Annotated in this window: 21 protein-coding genes and 4 tRNA genes; 14 read left to right on the top strand and 11 right to left on the bottom strand. The window is 65.0% G+C overall.

Annotated features, from left to right (window positions below):
• Positions 1 to 157 precede the first annotated feature (157 nt).
• Positions 158 to 646 (bottom strand): barstar family protein, encoded by a 489-nt coding sequence (locus tag ABFX54_RS16185; protein ID WP_346105580.1) that lies wholly within the window; start codon positions 644 to 646, stop codon positions 158 to 160.
• Between the two features lie 415 nt (positions 647 to 1061).
• Positions 1062 to 1133, bottom strand: a tRNA-Phe gene (locus tag ABFX54_RS16180).
• A gap of 274 nt (positions 1134 to 1407) precedes the next feature.
• On the opposite strand from ABFX54_RS16180, the gene ABFX54_RS16175 reads away from it, so the two are divergent.
• Positions 1408 to 1848 (top strand): hypothetical protein, encoded by a 441-nt coding sequence (locus tag ABFX54_RS16175; protein ID WP_346105578.1) that lies wholly within the window; start codon positions 1408 to 1410, stop codon positions 1846 to 1848.
• Positions 1849 to 1854: 6 nt separating this feature from the next.
• Here the strand turns inward: ABFX54_RS16175 and ABFX54_RS16170 are convergent, their stop codons facing one another.
• Both ABFX54_RS16170 and ABFX54_RS16165 read right to left on the bottom strand, forming a co-directional pair.
• On the bottom strand, positions 1855 to 2217 hold the full coding sequence (locus ABFX54_RS16170; protein WP_346105576.1) for a hypothetical protein: 363 nt from the start codon (positions 2215 to 2217) through the stop codon (positions 1855 to 1857).
• Positions 2217 to 3473 (bottom strand): IS256 family transposase, encoded by a 1257-nt coding sequence (locus ABFX54_RS16165; RefSeq protein ID WP_346105688.1) that lies wholly within the window; start codon positions 3471 to 3473, stop codon positions 2217 to 2219. The genes ABFX54_RS16170 and ABFX54_RS16165 overlap by 1 nt, the downstream gene beginning before the upstream one ends.
• Positions 3474 to 3799: 326 nt before the next feature.
• On the opposite strand from ABFX54_RS16165, the gene ABFX54_RS16160 reads away from it, so the two are divergent.
• The 5 genes from ABFX54_RS16160 (at position 3800) to ABFX54_RS16140 (ending at position 8139) form a co-directional block, all read left to right on the top strand.
• The gene (locus ABFX54_RS16160; protein WP_346105574.1) at positions 3800 to 4162 is read left to right on the top strand and encodes an ankyrin repeat domain-containing protein; all 363 of its coding nucleotides are present in this window, start codon (positions 3800 to 3802) and stop codon (positions 4160 to 4162) included.
• Between the two features lie 10 nt (positions 4163 to 4172).
• Positions 4173 to 4712 (top strand): DUF6368 family protein, encoded by a 540-nt coding sequence (locus ABFX54_RS16155; protein WP_346105573.1) that lies wholly within the window; start codon positions 4173 to 4175, stop codon positions 4710 to 4712.
• A gap of 381 nt (positions 4713 to 5093) precedes the next feature.
• Entirely contained in the window at positions 5094 to 5405 is a 312-nt protein-coding gene (locus ABFX54_RS16150; protein WP_346105571.1) for a barstar family protein, read from the top strand.
• Positions 5406 to 5972: 567 nt separating this feature from the next.
• On the top strand, positions 5973 to 6488 hold the full coding sequence (locus ABFX54_RS16145; protein ID WP_346105570.1) for a hypothetical protein: 516 nt from the start codon (positions 5973 to 5975) through the stop codon (positions 6486 to 6488).
• Positions 6489 to 7818: 1330 nt separating this feature from the next.
• Positions 7819 to 8139 (top strand): hypothetical protein, encoded by a 321-nt coding sequence (locus tag ABFX54_RS16140; protein WP_346105569.1) that lies wholly within the window; start codon positions 7819 to 7821, stop codon positions 8137 to 8139.
• Between the two features lie 558 nt (positions 8140 to 8697).
• Here ABFX54_RS16140 and ABFX54_RS16135 read toward each other — a convergent pair.
• The gene (locus ABFX54_RS16135) at positions 8698 to 9126 is read right to left on the bottom strand and encodes an ATP-binding protein (protein ID WP_346105568.1); all 429 of its coding nucleotides are present in this window, start codon (positions 9124 to 9126) and stop codon (positions 8698 to 8700) included.
• A gap of 178 nt (positions 9127 to 9304) precedes the next feature.
• Here ABFX54_RS16135 and ABFX54_RS16130 point away from each other — a divergent pair, with 178 nt between their 5' ends.
• The 5 genes from ABFX54_RS16130 to ABFX54_RS16110 all read left to right on the top strand — a co-directional run bounded on the left by ABFX54_RS16130 (position 9305) and on the right by ABFX54_RS16110 (position 13479).
• Entirely contained in the window at positions 9305 to 9601 is a 297-nt protein-coding gene (locus ABFX54_RS16130; protein ID WP_346105566.1) for a putative quinol monooxygenase, read from the top strand.
• Entirely contained in the window at positions 9598 to 10800 is a 1203-nt protein-coding gene (locus ABFX54_RS16125; RefSeq protein ID WP_346105565.1) for a helix-turn-helix domain-containing protein, read from the top strand. The genes ABFX54_RS16130 and ABFX54_RS16125 overlap by 4 nt, the downstream gene beginning before the upstream one ends.
• A 322-nt stretch (positions 10801 to 11122) precedes the next feature.
• Complete coding sequence (locus tag ABFX54_RS16120) at positions 11123 to 11455, top strand: SCO3933 family regulatory protein (protein ID WP_346105563.1); 333 nt, start codon at positions 11123 to 11125, stop codon at positions 11453 to 11455.
• On the top strand, positions 11448 to 12782 hold the full coding sequence (locus ABFX54_RS16115) for an FtsK/SpoIIIE domain-containing protein (protein ID WP_346105562.1): 1335 nt from the start codon (positions 11448 to 11450) through the stop codon (positions 12780 to 12782). Before ABFX54_RS16120 ends, ABFX54_RS16115 begins: the two co-directional genes overlap by 8 nt.
• 28 nt (positions 12783 to 12810) lie before the next feature.
• Entirely contained in the window at positions 12811 to 13479 is a 669-nt protein-coding gene (locus ABFX54_RS16110; RefSeq protein ID WP_346105560.1) for a DUF2637 domain-containing protein, read from the top strand.
• 25 nt (positions 13480 to 13504) lie between these two features.
• Here the strand turns inward: ABFX54_RS16110 and ABFX54_RS16105 are convergent, their stop codons facing one another.
• Positions 13505 to 13831: a hypothetical protein gene (locus tag ABFX54_RS16105; RefSeq protein WP_346105558.1), complete on the bottom strand. Its 327-nt coding sequence runs from the start codon at positions 13829 to 13831 to the stop codon at positions 13505 to 13507.
• Between ABFX54_RS16105 and ABFX54_RS16100 the strand changes: the two genes are divergently transcribed.
• Genes ABFX54_RS16100 through ABFX54_RS16090 form a run of 3 tightly spaced genes read left to right on the top strand, consistent with a single transcriptional unit; the run spans position 13762 to position 16507 of the window.
• Positions 13762 to 15066: a replication initiator gene (locus ABFX54_RS16100; RefSeq protein WP_346105687.1), complete on the top strand. Its 1305-nt coding sequence runs from the start codon at positions 13762 to 13764 to the stop codon at positions 15064 to 15066. The two genes, ABFX54_RS16105 and ABFX54_RS16100, sit on opposite strands and share 70 nt — an antisense overlap.
• Complete coding sequence (locus tag ABFX54_RS16095; protein WP_346105556.1) at positions 15059 to 15235, top strand: helix-turn-helix domain-containing protein; 177 nt, start codon at positions 15059 to 15061, stop codon at positions 15233 to 15235. The genes ABFX54_RS16100 and ABFX54_RS16095 overlap by 8 nt, the downstream gene beginning before the upstream one ends.
• Positions 15236 to 16507 carry a tyrosine-type recombinase/integrase gene (locus tag ABFX54_RS16090; protein ID WP_346105555.1) on the top strand — a complete coding sequence of 424 codons (1272 nt, stop codon included), beginning with the start codon at positions 15236 to 15238 and terminating at the stop codon, positions 16505 to 16507.
• A gap of 24 nt (positions 16508 to 16531) precedes the next feature.
• On the opposite strand, the gene ABFX54_RS16085 is transcribed toward ABFX54_RS16090, so the two are convergent.
• The 5 genes from ABFX54_RS16085 to ABFX54_RS16065 form a co-directional block, all read right to left on the bottom strand.
• Positions 16532 to 16867, bottom strand: a complete 336-nt coding sequence (locus tag ABFX54_RS16085) for a hypothetical protein (RefSeq protein ID WP_346105553.1) — start codon at positions 16865 to 16867, stop codon at positions 16532 to 16534.
• A 106-nt stretch (positions 16868 to 16973) separates the two neighbouring features.
• Positions 16974 to 17050, bottom strand: a tRNA-Phe gene (locus ABFX54_RS16080).
• A gap of 5 nt (positions 17051 to 17055) precedes the next feature.
• Positions 17056 to 17130, bottom strand: a tRNA-Asp gene (locus ABFX54_RS16075).
• 99 nt (positions 17131 to 17229) lie between these two features.
• A tRNA-Glu gene (locus tag ABFX54_RS16070) sits at positions 17230 to 17302 on the bottom strand.
• Entirely contained in the window at positions 17303 to 18802 is a 1500-nt protein-coding gene (locus ABFX54_RS16065; protein WP_346105551.1) for a metallophosphoesterase family protein, read from the bottom strand.
• Between the last annotated feature and the right edge of the window lie 38 nt (positions 18803 to 18840).

Here is an 18840-nt window from a genome sequence, read left to right as displayed (position 1 = left end):
GCAGGGACTTGCCACTCGATGAAGCGGCAGGGCCGTTGCTGTCAGTGTTGCTCTCACCAAAGATCAAAATCCGGCCACAGATCCGTCCGGGGGATCCTTGCTGGTGAAGTGTGGCAATCAGAGGCGAGGTCGAACTGCCGGCGCATGAGGCTGACGCTCACCTCAACACGACACTCACATCGTGCTCCGCGAAGATCGTCTGAATAGTGCCGAAAAAGGTCGGAGCGTCGTCCACCTGCTCCAAGATCCTCGACAGGGACCGTCGCGCAACTGGGGAGTCGCTCCAGACCAAGGTGAACGGTGTCGTTGCCCCGAACCCCCCGTACAGACAGTCATTCAGCGCATCGAGATTCCAACCGAAATAGCCTCCGGGCCCGTTGATGGCTTCCCCGACGGCGAGGTAGAAGGAGGTCTCATCAGTGACATGAGCTCCGTCGAGGTAGTAGACACGTCCTGCCGGACGATCAACTGGACCCGTCTGCCGGAAGCTGCTGCGGCCGACAATGGTCAGCCATTCCCGCCTGTCCTTCGAGCCGTACACCGCCCACTGGTTGATTTGGTCAGGCCGGGCCGTACGCCAGCGTTCCCAGATATGCCGTGCACCGGACTGCGGGCTGTCGTGTCCCCACCCAGCGATGATGTCCACCCGTTCGGGATCGAGTTGTGAGGCCGCCACTCGATGATCTCGCTCACCCAGAAGTCCGCGAGCGGCTCACCTGCCGCGTCGAGCATCCGAAGCCCTTCCAACCAGAGAGGGTTCCTCAGGCGGTATCGCTTGGATCCCTCAAGGTAGTTATGTAATCGCTGATCAGGAAGGCATCCCAGGATCTCGACCGTCACAGGCTCGTCGCTCTCCGCCGGCTCGACGAAGACGCCCTCGGCGTCGAGACATGCCCCGAGCACCTGACCATCCCCGTCGATCAAGAGGAACTTCGGCTGACTGGAATCCACGGACTCCATCCTCACCCGCGCATCTATGACGTTGCCGTCACTGTTGCTGTCAGTCGAAATCAAAAAGCCCCGAACGACAATCCGTTCGGGGCATCTTGGCTGTTCAAAGCTGGTGGTCAGGGGCAGGGTCGAACTGCCGACCTTCCGCTTTTCAGGCGGACCGACTGCCCTGGCTCCGACGCTCCAGGCCGAGGTCAGGGGTCGTGTGACACTGGCGACGTGCGCTCGTGGTGGCCGATGTTGTCGTCACCGTTGTCGTCAACAAGCTCACCACTCGCTTATGGAAATTCGGCGGAGAGGCCCGATGACGTGCGCGGCCACCGAACGAACGCGATGCGGCACAGGTAACGTGCAGCCAGAAACTTCGGTGAGCAAGAACCGGCCAGCCGCAGCTGGGCGGGAGCTCGGCACCCATTCGAGGGATCCGGTGTAGCGAGATCAGTGAAGGGCAGGCCGATGGGTTTTGAGGCTCAGAACACCATGCCCGACGTGCCGACCTCGCTGATGCGACTGGCGGAGACGCTTGTCATGCTGTCCGCCCCCGCCGACGAACAGATCGCGTGGCTTGACCGGCACCAGTGGCACACGGACGAACTGGCGCTCGACTTCGATTGGGCCTATGGGTGGGTGCCACGGAGCGTCGACAAGCGAGCGCCAGGGCTCTTGCCCCCGGTGCTCCACAATCTTCTGCAGTGCATCGACGAACGCTTAACGGTGATGAGTGGTCAGGCCAACGCCGACAAGTGGACCCCTGAAGGGCTCGCCACCGATCCGGGATGGGCTGAGATTAGGCATCTCTCCAGCCGCGCCCTCACCAAGATCGCCGAGCTGGGCCTGATCGCCATCCCCAAGCCGAGAGACGGCGGGCAATTGTCAATACCTGTGGATCGGTGGTGAGCGTTGTTACGCCTCGCGGTCTTGGCGGCCCCTTTCGGCGAGTAGTTGACGGAGTCGTTTGATTTCGGCGATCAGCCGGGGGATGTCTTGGCGGGCGTTCGCGATGAACTGGGCGTTCTCATCCCAGCGTGCGTCGGCGACGTCGACGTAGCGAGGCTGCTGGATGAGGGTTGCGGCCACGATCTCGTGATGATCGAAGCCCGGCCAGCGTTCACCGTGGCCGGTGTCGGGAACGGTACTGATGGCCACGAGGTTCATCGCATCCGCGTCGTCGAGATGCCGGATGAACCACGGCCCTGGAGCTGCCGTCTCGGCCAGTTCTTCCATGGCAGCCAGTTCCGCATCGGTCAGCGGCTCGTGGGTCGTCATCAGCCCGCTCGCTCCTCACGTTCGATCAGGCGCCCCTTCTCAAAGCGGGCTCCGGCACGGATCAGGGCGACGAGGTGGGGCGCGTTGACCGCACGCCAGCGAGCCTGGGCCGACTCGATCAGCTTGAAGGCCATCGCCAGGCCGGCAGCGCGTGACCCTGGCCCCTTGGTGACCTTGGTCCGGTGCCGGACCGTGGCGAAGGTGGACTCAATCGGGTTGGTGGTGCGCAGATGCACCCAGTGCTCCAGGGGATAGTCGTAGAAGGCGAGCAGTTCGTCCAGGTCGTCGACGACTTTGGCGACTGCCTTGGGGTACTGGGCGCCGTAGGCGGCCTGGAAGTCCCGGGCCGCGGCCTGAGCGTGCTCCTTGTCCTCGGCGTTCCACATCTCGGCCAGGTGCTTCTTGGCGGCCGGGTGGGCCGACTTCGGCAGCGCCCCCAGCACGTTAGCGATCTTGTGAAACCAGCACCTCTGCTCCCTGGCCTGCGGAAACACCTCCCGCAGCGCCGACCAGAACCCAAGCGCGCCATCACCGATCGCCAGCACCGGCGCCCGCATACCACGCCGCTTGGCATCGCGCAGCAGATCAGCCCACGACTCGGTGGACTCGCGATAGCCGTCGGTCAGGGCGACGAGCTCTTTACGGCCGTCGGCGCGCACGCCGATCATCACCAGCAGGCACAGCTTGTGCTCCTCCAGCCGGATGTTGACGTGGATGCCATCGACCCACAAGTAGACGTAGTCGACGCCGGACAGGTCCCGGCCGGCGAACGCGCGCTGCTCGGCCTTCCACTGCTCGGTGAGCTTGGTGATCACGGCCGCGGACAGGCCCGCTGTCGAGCCGAGGAACTGTCCCAGCGCCGGCACGAAGTCTCCACTGGACAGCCCGTGGAGGTAGAGCAGCGGCAGCACCTCGTTGATGGAGGGGGTCTTGCGCGCCCAGGCGGGCAGGATCGCCGAGGAGAACCGCTTGCGCTCGCCCGTCCCCTCGTTGATGCGTTTGTCGTTGACCCGCGGAGCCTTGACCTCGATCGCGCCGGCCGCAGTGAGCATCTCGCGCGGCTGGTGGTAGCCGTTGCGCACGACCAGGCGCCGGCCCGCCTCGTCGCGCTCGTCGGCGAAGGCGGCGATATAGGTGTCCACCTCGGCCTGCAACGCGGCGGCCAGCATCTTGCGGGCGCCCTCGCGGACGATCTGATCGATCAGCGACGACGACGCGGACGTCGGGTTGCCGTCGTCAGCAGGCGGCTCGGGCACTACGGTAAGCGGCACGGGTGTGCCTTCCCGACCGACGCTGCAACGTCGGCCTTATCTCGAAACCGTCATCGGATGATCCGGGAAGGTACACCCTTCCCGGCAAATCCACAGGTTTCGATCATTCCTCAGCCGACGGACCTCTAGACACACTGCGGTCTTGCCCCGCAGTCGGCGCATCCTTCAGCCGATCGCCACATGCGCTCCCAACTACGCACGCAATGGCTTACTAATGGCCTGGCAAGCCAGCCCGCGACATGCCGCGGCATGAAGTCTGTGCCTGCTCGGTTGTGTACTCAGCACGGCAACCTTCTGCTTTGATCACGGGCATGGAACAGAAGGCGACAGCGGGCACACCGATGAGTCCGGCACATCTGGCGGTGGAGCACGGCCATCTGAGGGAACTGACCCGGCTGCTTGACGCGGGCGCCGACCCGAACGAGGTTTGGTCCAACATGACCCTGCTCTTGCATGCGATCGATGTGGAAGCGGACGGAGCAGCCCAGTCCGGAGAGCTGCTCGACGCTGCCTGCACCGCCGTACTCTTGGCCTATGGGGCCGATCCCGAGCGTCCAGGCCCCGACGGGACAGTTCCGCAACTCTTCGCCTTCCACCACGGTCATGGGCTGGCTGTCCGGTTACTTGAGGCCCACATCGCCAGCCGACAGCGGTTCCGAACCCGGGCCCACTAGGCTTCGAACCATGAGCGGGCCAGTATTGGTGATCGAGCTGGCGGAAGCGATCTCACCCACTGCGCTCCAGCGACTCCACGAGCTTCTGCTACGGTCGTCGGCACGCTTAGAAGAGAAACGCGTCGGCGAGTACGATCTTCACGTTCGCGCGGAAAGCCTGGGCATTACGGGTGCCGGCGAAGCCGACGGAGGTCGGCCGTTCCTGGTCTCCCACATGGGGCCCGGCACCGGCGACGAGGAGATCTTCGACACGGAGCATGCCGACGAAGCCGACCTGGAAGCACTCATCGGCTTCACACCCACCCATGCGGTCGACGTCATCGCGCTCTGCAACAGTCCGATCGATCACGTTGTCACAGCACTGCTCACCGCCACCATCATGGATGTCATCGGCGGCGTTGTGAACGCCGAACTCCGAGCCGATCAAATACCGATCACCGCTGCTCTTCCGGGGCTCATCGCCACGACTGATTCATGGCACGCGGCTTACGGCTCCTCGGAGTTCCTCAGAGCTTGGGCCGCAGAGCCTGGCTTCCGGCTCGTGAAGTAACCGACGCCTGCCCTGCAGCCCACATGAACGGGCCAGATGCCGTCACGCTGCACGATGGGAAGCGAATCGACGCAGGAACCCGCGGATTAAAAGATCCAGTACGAGCCGTTCCAGATCGGTCAATGCAGGTCAGTGGCTGTGTGCGGTCTTCCCTGAACGCTCCTGCACAGCATGCAACTGCAACGGAAAATGCAACTGGCGACGGCTCCCCCTTCATCGCCCAGCGCTTGGAAGAGGCCCACGGAGAAACCCTTCCGCATTCCACCTTGCAGTAGCTAAGCTACGCCCGGCGACGGGGTCGATCGCACGGTAGCGGGCGGGGCCTCGGGATGCACGGACTGAGCCGCCGCCGAACCTTATTGCCCTCAATGGAGGCAGTACATGCGCCTGATCGTGGATGGACGGCAGATATCTTCGGAGGCCGATCTCCATCGACTACTCGCGGCGCCTCTGGATTTCGGTCCCTACTACGGGAACAACCTCGCCGCTCTCTGGGACAGGCTCAGCACAGACGTGGAACGACCGGTGGAGTTGATATGGACTCATTGGGAGGAGAGTAAGGCGCACTTGGGAAGCGATCTCTTCGACAAGATTTGTCAGCTCCTTAACCGCGTCCAGGAACAAGATGCGGCCTCTAGCTTGCGGGACCGCTTCACCTTCGAACTGCGCTGCATGCATAACCCGACCGCCTGATCACTCGGCGAGCTTTCCAAGGGCGTCGGCGATGGCCCGGCCACGTTCGATCGCGGTGTGCTGGTAGATCAACGCGGCTCGCATGGACGAGTGGCCCATGCGGGTCGGGCGTCGGCGCGGTCACCGTGGCCAAGGCGTACCGCCTGCTGAAGGCGATCTTCGCCACGGCGGTGGAGGACGGGCCGGGTCCTGAAGGACCAAGATCTAGAGGGGTTGGGCACGTAACGGGCACGGAAGTTCGACAAGTGGCCGATAAACCAATCAAAGCCAGGTCGGGAATCCATCCCTGACCTGGCTTTTCGTACGTGGAGCGGGCGACGGGAATCGAACCAGCGCTGTCGGCTTGGGAATCATCTACTGACCTTGCTGCCCTGAGCTGGGAAAACAGGAGTGCAGGTCAGGGTGGGTCGAGTCCCCGTGATTCCCCGTGAATGACCGTGGTTCCCCGCCTGTTCTGGCACGCATCTGGCACGGGAAACTCGCTCGTCGTCCATCCCTTGACGGCAGTCTGGTTGCGCTGCCGCTGATAGCTGATCTTGTCGGTGGCGGAGTTTATGCTTCGCGTCCATGACCAGAGATGAGACTCCTGTCGTGCAGATCAAGCAGCTGGAGGTGGAGGTGGATTACAGCCAGGCTTATATCGTGGACGAGGGGTGTGATACGTCCGGCCAGTTCGACGACCTGCCGGGCCACCCTGTGGGAATCATCCGAGTGGAGACAGGCAAGGCCATCTTGATCGTGGGCCCTCAGTCGGGAACGGTGGAGTTCACGGTGGCTGTCGCCGATCGGGATCCGGGTGCCGACCTCGATGGCTACGAAGACATCGTCGAGATCAGCTACGAGTCCCCATCGGGCCGGCTTTCGCTGCAGGAGTGGGGAGGAGGGAGGACGCATTCTCTTCCTCCGTTGCCCGCCGGTCCCGGAGCATATCGTTTGCGATACCACATCAGAGGAATGGATGAAGAGAACTGGGTCAACCCAGGTGATCATTACTTTCTGCAGATCTGGCCTGAGCCGCCATGTTATCCTACCGTGCTCAAATCAACGAGTTCATCCTTTCAATGTTGGCTGAACCCTGAATGATCCAGGAAAACTGGCATGGAATAGAGCGACCTGCATTAGTAGCTTGGGAAGCCTTCCATGCTCATGGCCTCAACGCAGGAGAAACGCTGACCTGGGCAAATGCCGGTCGAGCGACCGTGAGTCTCCGTGATTTCCCACTGGTCACCGTCTGCGCGGGCACGCAACGGGCACGCTGAACGCTTTCACGGTGACCTGGCCAGCTGCTGTTAGTGCCTTACCCCCCTCGGGCATGCATGGTTCGCCTCGGACGTGGACAATGCGATCAGGTGTCCCGAGGGCGGCGGTACGGACTTTGCCCTCGATCAGACCCTGGCCTGTGTCTGCGAATAGGAATCTATGCGCGTAGACCTGCCCCGACCGGAGCCAGTCGTAGCGAACGACCGGACGTCTCCAGATGGCGTCAAACCAATCGGCCGTGATCGCTGCCAACTCCGCGGGAGGACCAGACCCGGTGAAGGCGAGGGGCGTGGGTTCGGCGGGGAAGGCCAGCAAATGGTTGTGGAGTCTGTCACCGTGAATCTTGGCTCCATCAAGGTAAGCACCTACCGTCATAAGGCTGAGGTGCAATCCAGGGGCCAACAGATCCGCATAGACAAGGAGCTTGCCGAAGGATGTCTCCCCCGGCTGGGGGCGATACCCGTAAGCAACATGGTCCGGAAGCAGTACCTCAGCATCGTCAGGTGTCAGCGACCACGAGGCTGCGCCTTCTTTCAGCGCATCGATGAAAGCAGCCTGGATCTCATCGAGCTCATCATCAACGTCAAGTGGAAACCATCGGTTCTCGGCCATAGGGCACTCTAGATCAGTGGCAGTGATGTCCTATACGTAGCAAACACCGTCCCCCAACCAGCCAGGGCGCGAACTTGCCTCAGTTCGGCAGCAGAGCGCAACCATGTGGTTCGGTGAGCCGTGCTGAGGAACGAAGCACGGATCGTCGATCGCCCCCAAGCCCGTACGGCGTCCAGCCATGCAGTGGCGATCGTAGGGCTGCATCTGTGCGGTGGCGCGGCAACCCCGGTCGGGGCGTTCGGTTGGTACGGCGGGGCCGGCGTGCGGTGCCCGGCCCGGTGTCCCGCCGCCGCCCGGGACCGGCCCCCAGGCCGCACGCCCGGACGGCGGGCGGAGGGCCGGGGGTACGGCGGCGCGCCGCGCCGCCGCTTGATCCTCATAAGAACAATTCGGCAGTGTGATGCGGGTGCATGAAGATCGTGAACAGGAACGGGCGCGTGTGGAGTGGCTCGCTAGCGCCGTATATGAGGCTGACTCTCCGTTGTGGTCAGTGAGAGTGGCCGCTGGACGACGCCTCGCGGAGGCCGCGCAGGAGCCTGAGGTGATCGAGGTCCTTCACCGGCTTCTGCTGGATCCCGATGACACAGGGGTCACCCAGGAGACCGCGGAAGCTCTCCTGCAGCGGGGGGACGTACAGGGTTTGCGCGTCGTGCTGGCGGCACTTGCCCGCGCGCAGAATCTCGAATCCGCTGATCATCTGGTGGCGGCAATCGCCTGTGATCCTCGCTGGATGACGGAGAGCGGTGCAGGTCAGTTTGTTGAACAGTTGCGGGAGTTGACGTCCGATGAGGATGTCGGTGTACGTAACGAGGCGCAGAATCTCTTGCTCGGCATGGGAAAGAGCGTGGAACCGAGCACCTGACGTCTGCGTGCCCGGCCGTAGGCATGTGCTTGTGCCTATGCTGATCACGGCGGCCTCGCCGTACTTCGGCGCTGTCTGTGGCCAAGTTCCGTGCGGCTCTGAGCTTGCGTCCGATGTGCGGTGGGCCGGTCGGGCGGGACCGGCCCGAAGAGGCCGCACGCCCGCCCGGTCCGGCCCGACCGCCCGCCGCCATCGGCGGCGGCTTGAAACCGTAGAGAAAGTTCTCATCCGCAACGGCGTCACATTTTTGATCTTGCTGGGCACCTGATCGTGGCATGGGCTCCGCCGGCTTCTACCTTGCTCGGCCGTGGAGTAGCGCGTGCCAGACAGCCCCGCCTTCGCGCGTGTTCATGCGGTGCGTCTCTGAGACTGTATGGGTAGCAGACTCGATGCGTCGAAGGAACGTCTGACCGCCAGCGGTGCAGAGCTCATAGACGACGTCGGCGCAGTGGCAGGTCCAAGCGAGTGTCCTGCAACGCGCCTCCCCTCGCGCAGGAAGCCACACCAACTTTCGGAAGCCTGGCTGCAGCGGGGCAACATGTGGAGCCAGGCAGTCGGTCATGGGACCGGACCGCTCGAAGTGAGAGGCAGAAGCGCCCATACGGTTCGGCCGGCCGCGTCACCGTATACGCCCCAGCGAACTGTGAAAATCTCGACCAGGTGCAAGCCTCGTCCGCCGAGATCTTCGTCCGCGGCCTCACGTAGGCGCGGCACGAAGTGGCCGCCCTCATCGAGGACGGCGACGATCAGGAGCGTGCTGCCAGCGTGGAGTGTGACGCCGAAGTGGCCGCCGGGGAATCCGCTTCGGGTATGGCGGATGGCGTTGGAGGCGAGTTCGCTGACGATCAGTTGGGCGGCGTCGATCTCCGGCCGCTCCCCCAAGTAGGTGCTGACGAATTGGCGAGCCTCGCGGACCTGGTCCCGTGTGCCGGGGAAGTTGCGACACCACTTGTGGATCTCTGTGTGGCCGTTCAGCGCTGGGGACATCGCGTTTCCTCGCGTCCGTGCAGGTCAGAGCGCTACCAATCGCTATCAATACTTAAAGTACTAGTGCTATACTCCAAGTACAAGTGACTTGATGTACTTGCGCCGCACAATAAGTACTGGTCGAGTAAAGACAGCGACGGCGGCAGCAGCCCCAGGGAGGGCCTACATGTTCGGACTAATGGTTCGATTCACCTGCAAGGACGAAGACAGCGCGGCAGCGTTCGACGCCCTCGTTGGTGAAACCATCGAGGCGATCCGCCAGCACGAACCGGGGACGATCGTGTACGCCTCACACCGGGTGGACGGCCAACCGCTCCAACGGATCTTCTACGAGCTGTACCGCGACAGGGACGCCTTCGACGCCCACGAGCAGACCGAGCACACCAAGCGTTTTCTCGCGGCCCGCGACGAGCTGCTGACCTCGGTCGAAGTCGACTGGCTGGACCTTCAGAGCGGGAAGGGCACGGCGTCGTGAGCATCGAGTATCAGCGGGCGCTCGGACGCCGCATCGCTCAGGAGCGCAAGCGGCGCGGCCTGTCGCAGGCCGAGCTGGCTCGCCTCGTGGACCGGTCGGTGGCTTGGATCTCCCAGGTGGAGCGGGGCGTACGGAAGGTCGACCGCATGTCCGTGCTGGAGAAGGTCGCCGAAACGCTGGACGTGCCACTGTCGGAGCTGGCCGCCGAAGCACCGGTGGTCGCTGCCGCCAACGAGGAGACGCCCGGTACGGCAGGGCTGCGCCTGGTGCTGTCCGGCGCCCACTCACTGCAGGCGATGTTGCACACGACCCCGGTGCCGGCTACCGACCAGCTCAGGCCCCGCGTCGATCATGCGTGGGAGCTGACGCATGCGAGCCGCTACGTCGAGTTGGCCGAGTTGCTGCGCGGGCTCGTACCGACCCTCGAGAACGCGGTCCGATCCGCCCCCACCGAGCAGCAAGCGGAACTGTTCGAACTGCTGGCCGTGAGTTATCAGGCGTGCTCGGCAGCGCTGGCCAAGCTGGGTGAGCCGGAAGCGGCGTGGATCGCTGCCGATCGGGCGATCAGCGCGGCCGAGCGGGCGGGCAACCCCCTGATGATGGCGGCCGGCGCGTTCCGGCTGGGCTTCGTCTTCCTGCAGGCGCGGTACTTCGACCAGGTGGAGGAGGCGGCGCGCACCACTGCTGAGGCACTGTGGTTCCTGACCGATCAGGGCAACGTCGAAGCGATGTCGCTGTGGGGTGGGCTGACCTTGCAGCGGGCGGTGGCCGCCGCACGGCTCAATCAGGCCGATGTCGCGTACGAGCACCTGTCGCGAGCCCGTGAGATGGCGGCGCGGGTGGGCGAAGGGCGCAACGACTACAACACCGAGTTCGGGCCGGCCAACGTCGCCCTGCATGAGGTTGCGGTGGCGGTGGAGGTCGGCGACGCCGGTCACGCACTGCGCGTCGGAGCTGCCGTGGACACGTCGTCACTGTCGGCGGAACGGCGGGCACGCCTGTTCATCGATCTGGCTCGGGCCCATACTCAGCGCCGCCAGGTGGACGAGGCCGTGGCGCAGCTCCTTGAGGCCGAGACCGTCACGCCCGAGCAGATCCGTAACCACCGGGTCGTCAGGCAGCTGGTTTCTGACCTGCTCTCGATGCAGGATCCCGCTCCCGCAGAGCTGCGGGAGCTGGCCGATCGGGTGGGCGCGTAGAAAAAGTACGCGCACACGTACTCTAAGTACTAGCGATTACTCTCTGTATCAGGTAGCGTTTGTGCTGTAGCTGTAACTCTCCGTAACCGGATGGTTGCAGCCCAGCACGAACGCTCTTCGCGTTTCAGGGGTGGATCAAGGAGGTCCGCTCACGGAAGGCGGAGAGAGGCCACACATGAAAGTGGCCTGAGCGGAGAGCCGCCCAGGCCGGATGCGTTAGCACCCTAGTTGGCGCTTCGATGCTATCGCGTCCGGGCTGACGGTACGGCCCTCCCTCGTCCTGAAACGCCTGATCAACAGGCCGACGAGAGGTCAATTCGCCATGCGTACCGTCCCCATTCCTGTGGACACCAGCAAGCTCACCATCACCTGCGTCAAGGCCCCGCGTCCGCGGGTCCTTAACAAGGACACCGGTGAGATCAAGACCGACAAGAACGGCAACACCGTCTACGAGGTCACCATCTCTGTCGAGGACGAGTTCGGCCGGATCGAACTCGTCAAGATCGGTATCACCGGAGAGCCGCCCATCAAGGCCGGAGACGCCGTCCACGCGGTCGGCCTGCTTGGCTATGTGTGGGAGATCGCCGGCCGGTGGGGCATCTCCTACCGGGCGACGGCTCTGCTCCCGCAGCAGGAGGCGGCGGCCAGTGTCTGACCAGTTCCTGTGGATGCTCGCAGCCCTGGCCGCGCTCGCGGCCGGGCTGTGGGCCTGGCGCCACTGGCACCACCGTTCCTTCTGGCTCGCCGTCGGTTACCCGATCACGGCGATCAGCGTGTGGGCGTCCTGGCGCAAGGTCGCCCTCGGCTGCGGGCTGACCAAGAAACGGCACCGGCTCTGGTTCACCACCGTTCCCGGCCTGGTCGCCTCGACCGGCGTCGTCCGGGTCAGGCGCAAATGGCAGCGCATCGCCGTGGACACCAAACCGTTCATGTGGCTGCCCCTGCCCACCCGCTACGGCTGGCGGGTCACCCTGCACACCCTGGAAGGACAGATCCCTACCGACTACGCCGAAGTCGCCGAACGACTGGCGCACTCCTGGGGCGTGCACGCCGTACGCGTCTCCTCCGACAAACCGGGCCGGGTACGGATCGCCGTCACCCTGCGCGACCCCCTGGTGAAAGTCCACGAGCTTCCGCCGTCGACGGAGCTGCTCAAGGTCACCGTTGGCCGGCTGGAGACCGGCAAGCCCTGGGACATCGACTTCAAGACGGTGCCGCACTGGATCAACGCCGGAGCAACCCAGTCCGGCAAGTCCAACCTGGCCAACGCGCTCATCGTCGGCCTCGCGCCGCAGCCGGTCGCGCTGGTCGGGTTCGACCTCAAAGGCGGGGTGGAGTTCACCCCGTACGCGCCACGACTGTCCGCCCTGGCCACCACCCGCGCCGAATGCGGCGGACTGCTGGACGACCTGGTGGCACTCATGACGGACCGGATGGGCGTGTGCCGGATGGCCGGCGCCCGCAACATCTGGCAACTCCCACCCACCCTGCGACCCGTGCCCGTCGTCGTCCTGGTCGACGAACTGGCCGAGCTGTACCTGATGGCCGACAAATCAGAAAAGGAAGAGGTCGCCAGCACCTCGACCGCGCTACTGCGGGTGGCACAGCTCGGCCGGGCGTTCGGCATCTACCTGTTCTGCTGCGGACAGCGCATCGGCTCCGACCTAGGACCCGGCGTCACCGCGCTCCGCTCCCAGTGCTCCGGGCGGATCTGCCACCGGGTCAACGATCCCGAGACCGCCACCATGACCCTCGGCGACCTCGACCCGGCCGCGCTCGACTCCGCCCGCGCCATCGCAGCCGAGACCCCCGGCGTCGCCATCGTCGCCGGCCAGGACGGCCAGTGGTACCGGGCCCGCTCCTTCTACGTCAGCGAACAGACCGCCGAACACGCGGCCAAGACCTATGCCGATCTCGCACCGTCCTGGGACGAGGTCATGGCTGAACAGCCTCAGCAAGCACCCGACTCACAAACCGCTTGATCGATGCAGACGGAGAGGAGGAGATGAGATGCGGCGCTTCGCTGGCTGGCTGTTCGACACCGGTCCGGTCCTGGTCCTGGCGGTCATCGCGGGCGCGGGCTCGTTCAGCCACATCCGTGAGACCGCCAGCCAGCACGGCCAACCCGGCTGGATGTCCTGGGCCATCGCCATCTGCATCGACCTGACCTGCGTCATGGCCGCCCGCGAACGCCAACGCGACAAGAAGACCGGCCGCACCCGACGCGGCCCCGTCTCCTGGCCCGTCCTCGTCCTCACCGGAGGCATCGCCCTGTCCCTGGCCGCCAACCTCGCCCAAGCCACACCGACCGTGTGGGGCTGGATCACCGCCGCCGTCCCGGCCGGCGCCTTCCTCATCGCGGTCTCCATGCTCGAACGCCGCACCACCGCCACCCGAACCGACTCACGACAGGACGTCCCGCAGACGTCCTCACCGTCTGAGCAGACGTCCCACGCCGTCTCTACCGAGTCCCACAGCGTCCCGCCCACCGACAGCCGTCGGCACGACACCACTACGCCCAATCCGGCACTGCTCAACTACGCCCGCCGCGTCGCCAACGAGTACCACGCCAAGCACGGCGAACCGATCACCTCAGAGGCCATACGCACCCGCCTAGGTGTGTCCGACCAACTCGCAGCTGACCTGCTCCAGACGCTGCAGCCCGCTCAAACGCAGTGAGAGGAACGCCTATGTCCACGATCAGCTACCGCTGCTGCACCTGCAACGGAACCGGCATCACCGACGACCAGACCTGCGCCGACTGCCACGGCACCGGCATCGACAACCACGGCGCATAGCCGTAGCGCCCCCCGCCTGGCCACACATCCGCCAAGACGTCCGCCAGGCCGGGGGCCATCCACACCAGCATCTGGATAGGACGGAACCCATCTTGCCCCACCTTGCCCACAGCCACGCCGTAGCCGGAATGATCCACCGGCTCAACCAACCCGACTACGACCGCTGGGCCAGCCAGATCAAACACACCGGCGGCTGCCGCCAGCCCATCCACCTCCGCGGCAAGGTCGAACACTACGACCAGGCCACCGGCAACTCCTGCACCGCTACAGCACCACCACCGAACCCAACGGCATCCTGCGCGTCCCGTGCAAGACCCGCCGCGCCACCCGCTGCCCCGCCTGCGCCGAGGTCTACCGCGCCGACACCTACCAACTCGTCCGCGCCGGCCTCGTCGGCGGCAAGGGCGTGCCCGAAACCGTCAGCTCGCACCCGTGCCTGTTCGTCACCCTCACCGCACCCTCCTTCGGGGCCGTGCACGTCCGCCGGGAGAAGAACGGCAAGGTCCTGCCCTGCCACGCCCGCCGCGACGCACACACCTGTCCGCACGGACACGTCATGTCCTGCACCGACCGGCACAGCACCGACGACCCCCGGCTCGGCGAACCGCTGTGCCCCGACTGCTACGACTACGACGGTTCGGTCCTGTTCAACGCCACCAGCTCGGAGTTGTGGCGGCGTTTCACTCTCGCGCTGCGCCGCCGCTTCGCCAGGCTCCACGGCCTCACCGTGAAGGCGCTGCACGAACAAGTCATGGTCTCCTTCGCCAAAGTCGCCGAATACCAGCGACGCGGCGTCGTCCACTTCCACGCCGTCATCCGCCTCGACGGGCCTGACGGACCTGCCTCACCGCCACCCGCGTGGGCGGACGCCGACACCTTGGCACTCGCCGTCCAACACGCCGCAGCTGTCGTCACCACGGAGGTCAAGGCGCTCAACCGAACGTTCCGCTGGGGTACGCAGCTCGACGTCCGACGCATCACCCTGGACGGCGACCTGACCGACCAGGCCGTCGCCGCCTACATCGCCAAGTACGCCACCAAGGCCGCCGAATGCGTCGGCACCCTCGATCGGCGTATTCAGCCCTTGGACAACCTCGACGCACTACCCATCCGCGACCACGCCCGCCGGCTGATCGCCGCCTGCATGCGGCTGGGCGATGATCCCGACCTGGCCGACCTCCGGCTCACCCAGTGGGCCCACATGCTCGGCTTCCGGGGCCACTTCTCGACCAAGAGCCGCCGCTACTCCACCACCCTCGGCGCCCTGCGCGCCGCCCGCGAAGAACACATGCGGGGAACCGATATCGCCACCGGTCGCTTGCTGCTCTTCGAGGAGGACACCGTCCTGGTCGTCGCCCACTGGCAGTACGCCGGACAGGGCCTGTCCCTCGGCGAACAGATGCTCGCCTCCGCCCTCACCGGTACCCCGTTCATCAATCCCGCTCGATCGGAGGCCTCGCATGAATGACCTTGTGCTCACCGTCGACGAGGCCGCCGAACGGCTCCGCGTCAGCCGGTGGACCCTCTACAACCTGATCCGCTCCAACCAACTTCGCACCTTTAAGGTCGGCCGCCGTCGCCTCATCGAGGCCGACGCCCTGGCCGAGTGCATCAAGACCCTGGCGGAGGTGGCCTAAATGACCGATACCAAACTCGGCACACCCGAGGAGGAACCAACGGGCCGGAAGCCGCGGAGGCCGCGCCGCCGCTCGAACGGCGAAGGAACGATTGTCCCCCGCAAGGACGGTCGCTATGAGGCCAAGGTCTTCGTCCCGACCACGGCAGGCACGATCAAGCGGGTCAGCGTCTACGGCAAGACCCGCGAGGAGTGCCACGCGAAGTTCATCGAACTCAAACGGCAGGCCGACCAAGGCATCCCTGTCGCAGCCGAAAGCTGGACGGTAGCCGACTACCTGACGTACTGGCTGGAACACGTGGTCAGGGTCGAGCGGCGCCCTAAGACCGTGCAGGGGTACGAAGGCGTCGTCCGTCGCTACCTCATTCCGGCTCTGGGAAAGAAGCGCCTCGACAAGCTGAACGCCGCCGAGGTCCGTCAGTTCGTGACGTCGCTCCGGTCGGGTTGCCAGTGCTGCCAGCGCGGATGGGACAAGCTCCGGAAGCCGTCCGAGTGCTGTGCCAAGAAGGACGGCGAGTGCTGCGCGTACAAGATCGAACCTCGGATGGTCCAATTCATCCACGCCGTCCTCCGGAATGCGTTGGAGAACGCCGTCCGTGAAGAGATCATCACACGCAACGTCGCGAAGCTCGTCAAGGTCTCGCCGCCCAATTACAAGGTCAATCGCGGCCTCACCGTCGCTCAGGCGAAAGCGATCATCAAGGCCTCCCGAGATCATCGCCTTGGCGCGCTCTACGTCTTGGCTGTCTGTCTCGGCCTACGGCGCGGCGAGCTGCTCGGGCTTCGCTGGCGGGACATCGATCTGGAGGCCGGCACCTTGGAGGTGATCCAGACTCTCCAGCGCGTCGACGGTCGTCTCCAGTTCGTCCGGCCCAAGACGGAGGACTCGGCTCGGACGATCCCACTCCCTTTGGTATGCCTCGACGCTCTGAAGGAACACCGCAAGCGCCAGTTCATCGAACGGTCCGATCGTTACCTGCATTGGGAGGACCATGGACTTGTCTTCCCCTCGCGCCGTGGTACACCGATGGAGCCGGACAACCTACGGCGGAGCTGGGGCGAGATCCGGAAGGCGGCCGGACTCGGACCGGTCCGTCTCCACGACCTCCGACACACCTGTGTGAGCCTCCTGCTCGACATGGGCATACCGCCTCATGTCGTGCGGGAGCTCGTCGGTCACTCGGACATTGAGGTCACCATGACGATCTACGCTCACGCCTCGCTCGATGAGAAGCGCAAGGCACTGGGCAAGCTCGGAGACGCACTGACGTAGAGGTTCTGCTGCAGCGCCTCAGGCTTACAGCCTTGAGGCGCTGCTGTCGTTCCATGGAGGCACCCATCCGTCGAGTGTTATCCGCACCTGGTGGTTGCGCTCGACATGGTCGGCGACATGACCTTCCACCTGCGCACCAAGTTGCGGCAGCTCGAAATCGCGAGGCATCCCGACCACCTCCGCCAACCCCACAGCATCAGGGACGCCGTGCATCCTGACGAAGATGCCGAACGGTTGCCGGCCGATGACCGTCGCGGTGATGCGCTTACCTACCGGGAGCATCTGGCACGTGACGGGCCAGGCCTCCTGGATCTTCTCAGCCGCCTCTGGTCCGATGTGCGGCCACACGTACTCGTCCACGCCTTGACCTCACAGATGGCTCACCGTTGGACGGGCGTACTGTCGTCAGAACAACAAAAACGCCCCGGAGCGATCTTCGCTACGGGGCATCTTGGCTGTTCAGTGCTGGTGGTCAGGGGCAGGGTCGAACTGCCGACCTTCCGCTTTTCAGGCGGACGCTCGTACCAACTGAGCTACCTGACCCAGAGCGGTCCTGACGGGACTTGAACCCGCGACCTCCACCTTGACAGGGTGGCGAGCACTCCAAACTGCTCTACAGGACCTTGCTTGGTGTTGCTGTCTTGCTGTTTGCGCTCGCTTAGCTTACCAGCTCTTCGGTGGCCTTAGACCAACCGTTTTGCGGGTGCGCCAGGCGCTCGCAGTGCCCCCAACGGGATTCGAACCCGTGCCGCCGCCTTGAAAGGGCGGTGTCCTAGGCCGCTAGACGATGGGGGCTCAGGATTCCCTGTCGCCTTCCGTCGGAGACCTCTGAAGCATAGGGGACGATCGCCCCTGATGCCAAAGTGGCGGACCTGCGGCCGGTGACCGGGTGCCAGTGATCGATCCCGTTGGCGACGGGGCGGTCGTTGGCTCTGGGGAAATCATACGTTGTGGGTCGGGCTCCACGTGACGTTGGATGTAGACCGACTGCTCCCCGAGTCCGCCGAGCGTGATGTCGTCCCATGCCTGCAGCCGTCTGGTCTCCTTGTCGAAGTACAGCACGGACGCCTGTACGGGGGTCGGCTGGGCGTGTTCGAGCGCGCGCAGGCCGGCTCCGCCGGTCGAGCCCTGGACGAGCATGCGGGTGCCGGTCGGGAACATGTTCGTCCTGCGTTCGTGGGCGTGTCCGGCGAGGATCATGGGGGCCGCGCCCGAGAAGCCCTTGCCGATCTCCCCGTCGTGCACGGCGATCACGTCCGCCTTGCCGACCTTGGGCACATAGGAGCGGCCGAAGCGGGCCAGTGCCTTCGGGTCGGAGTCGACGGTGACCGATTTGTCGGGGGTGAAGCGGGGGTCTCCGAGGCCGTAGATGGTCAGGCCGGCGACCTTCCTGGACCGGTCGTCGAGGACGATCGCGTTCTTCTGCTTCTCGACGGCCTTCTGGGTCGTCATCGAGTCGTGGTTGCCACGGACGAACACGTACGGGACCTTCAGGGTGCCGATCTCGTCCACGAACTTGTTCTCCGCCTTCGTGCCATGGTCGGAGATGTCGCCCGTGTCGACGATCAGGTCCACGGCGAACTGGTCCTTGAGCGAACGGATGACGTTCCAGGCGATGGGGTTGATGTGGATGTCGGAGACGTGCAGGACGCGGATGGTCTTGGGGTTGGCGTCGTACAGGGGCAGGTTCGAGACGGTGTCGTAGAGCTTGGAGACGTTCGTGACGAGTTTGGTGAGCTGCGACCGGTACGACTCGAACTTGCTGACGATCGACTCCGCGCTGCCCACGAGCGAGGGCGCGGCGGCGATCAGGCCCGAGTAGCGCGGCTCGACGAGCGAGTTCGGGCGGAACGTGAGAGCGGCGAGGGCTCCGGTGGCGGCCAGGGCCACGGAAGCCGCCAGAAGGCCCATCAGAGCCACTTTCGGACGCCGGAAGACCATCAGCACGGCGAGCAGCGCTCCGGCCCCGGCACAGAGCAGCGAGCGGATGACGAGGGCGCGCACGCCGTCGAGGAGGTCGTTCTCGATCACGCCGGGCAGGCGGTCGGCCAGGCGCGGGTCCTCCAGGAGGGATTTGGCACGTTCCTGGTCGATGTTCTCCAGCGTGATGCGCAGCCGCAGCGGCGCGGCATGGGTGCGGAAGGTGAGGGTGCCGAGCGGGCTGGCGTCGACGACCGTCTCGCCGCCCCAGGCCGGCCGGAGCGACATTCCGGTCTCCACCGGACCGACCTGCGTGCGTACGGTGCCGCTGAGGAAGATGCCGAGCCAGGCACCCACGGCGGCCACGAGGAGCACGGCGGCGATCCTCGCCCCACGCGCTGCCCCTCGTGATC

It is taken from the genome of Nonomuraea maheshkhaliensis (assembly GCF_039529435.1).
Lineage (GTDB): Bacteria > Actinomycetota > Actinomycetes > Streptosporangiales > Streptosporangiaceae > Nonomuraea > Nonomuraea maheshkhaliensis.
Note: the sequence above shows the minus strand (reverse complement) of the source record. Positions and strands in the feature narration are given on the sequence as shown.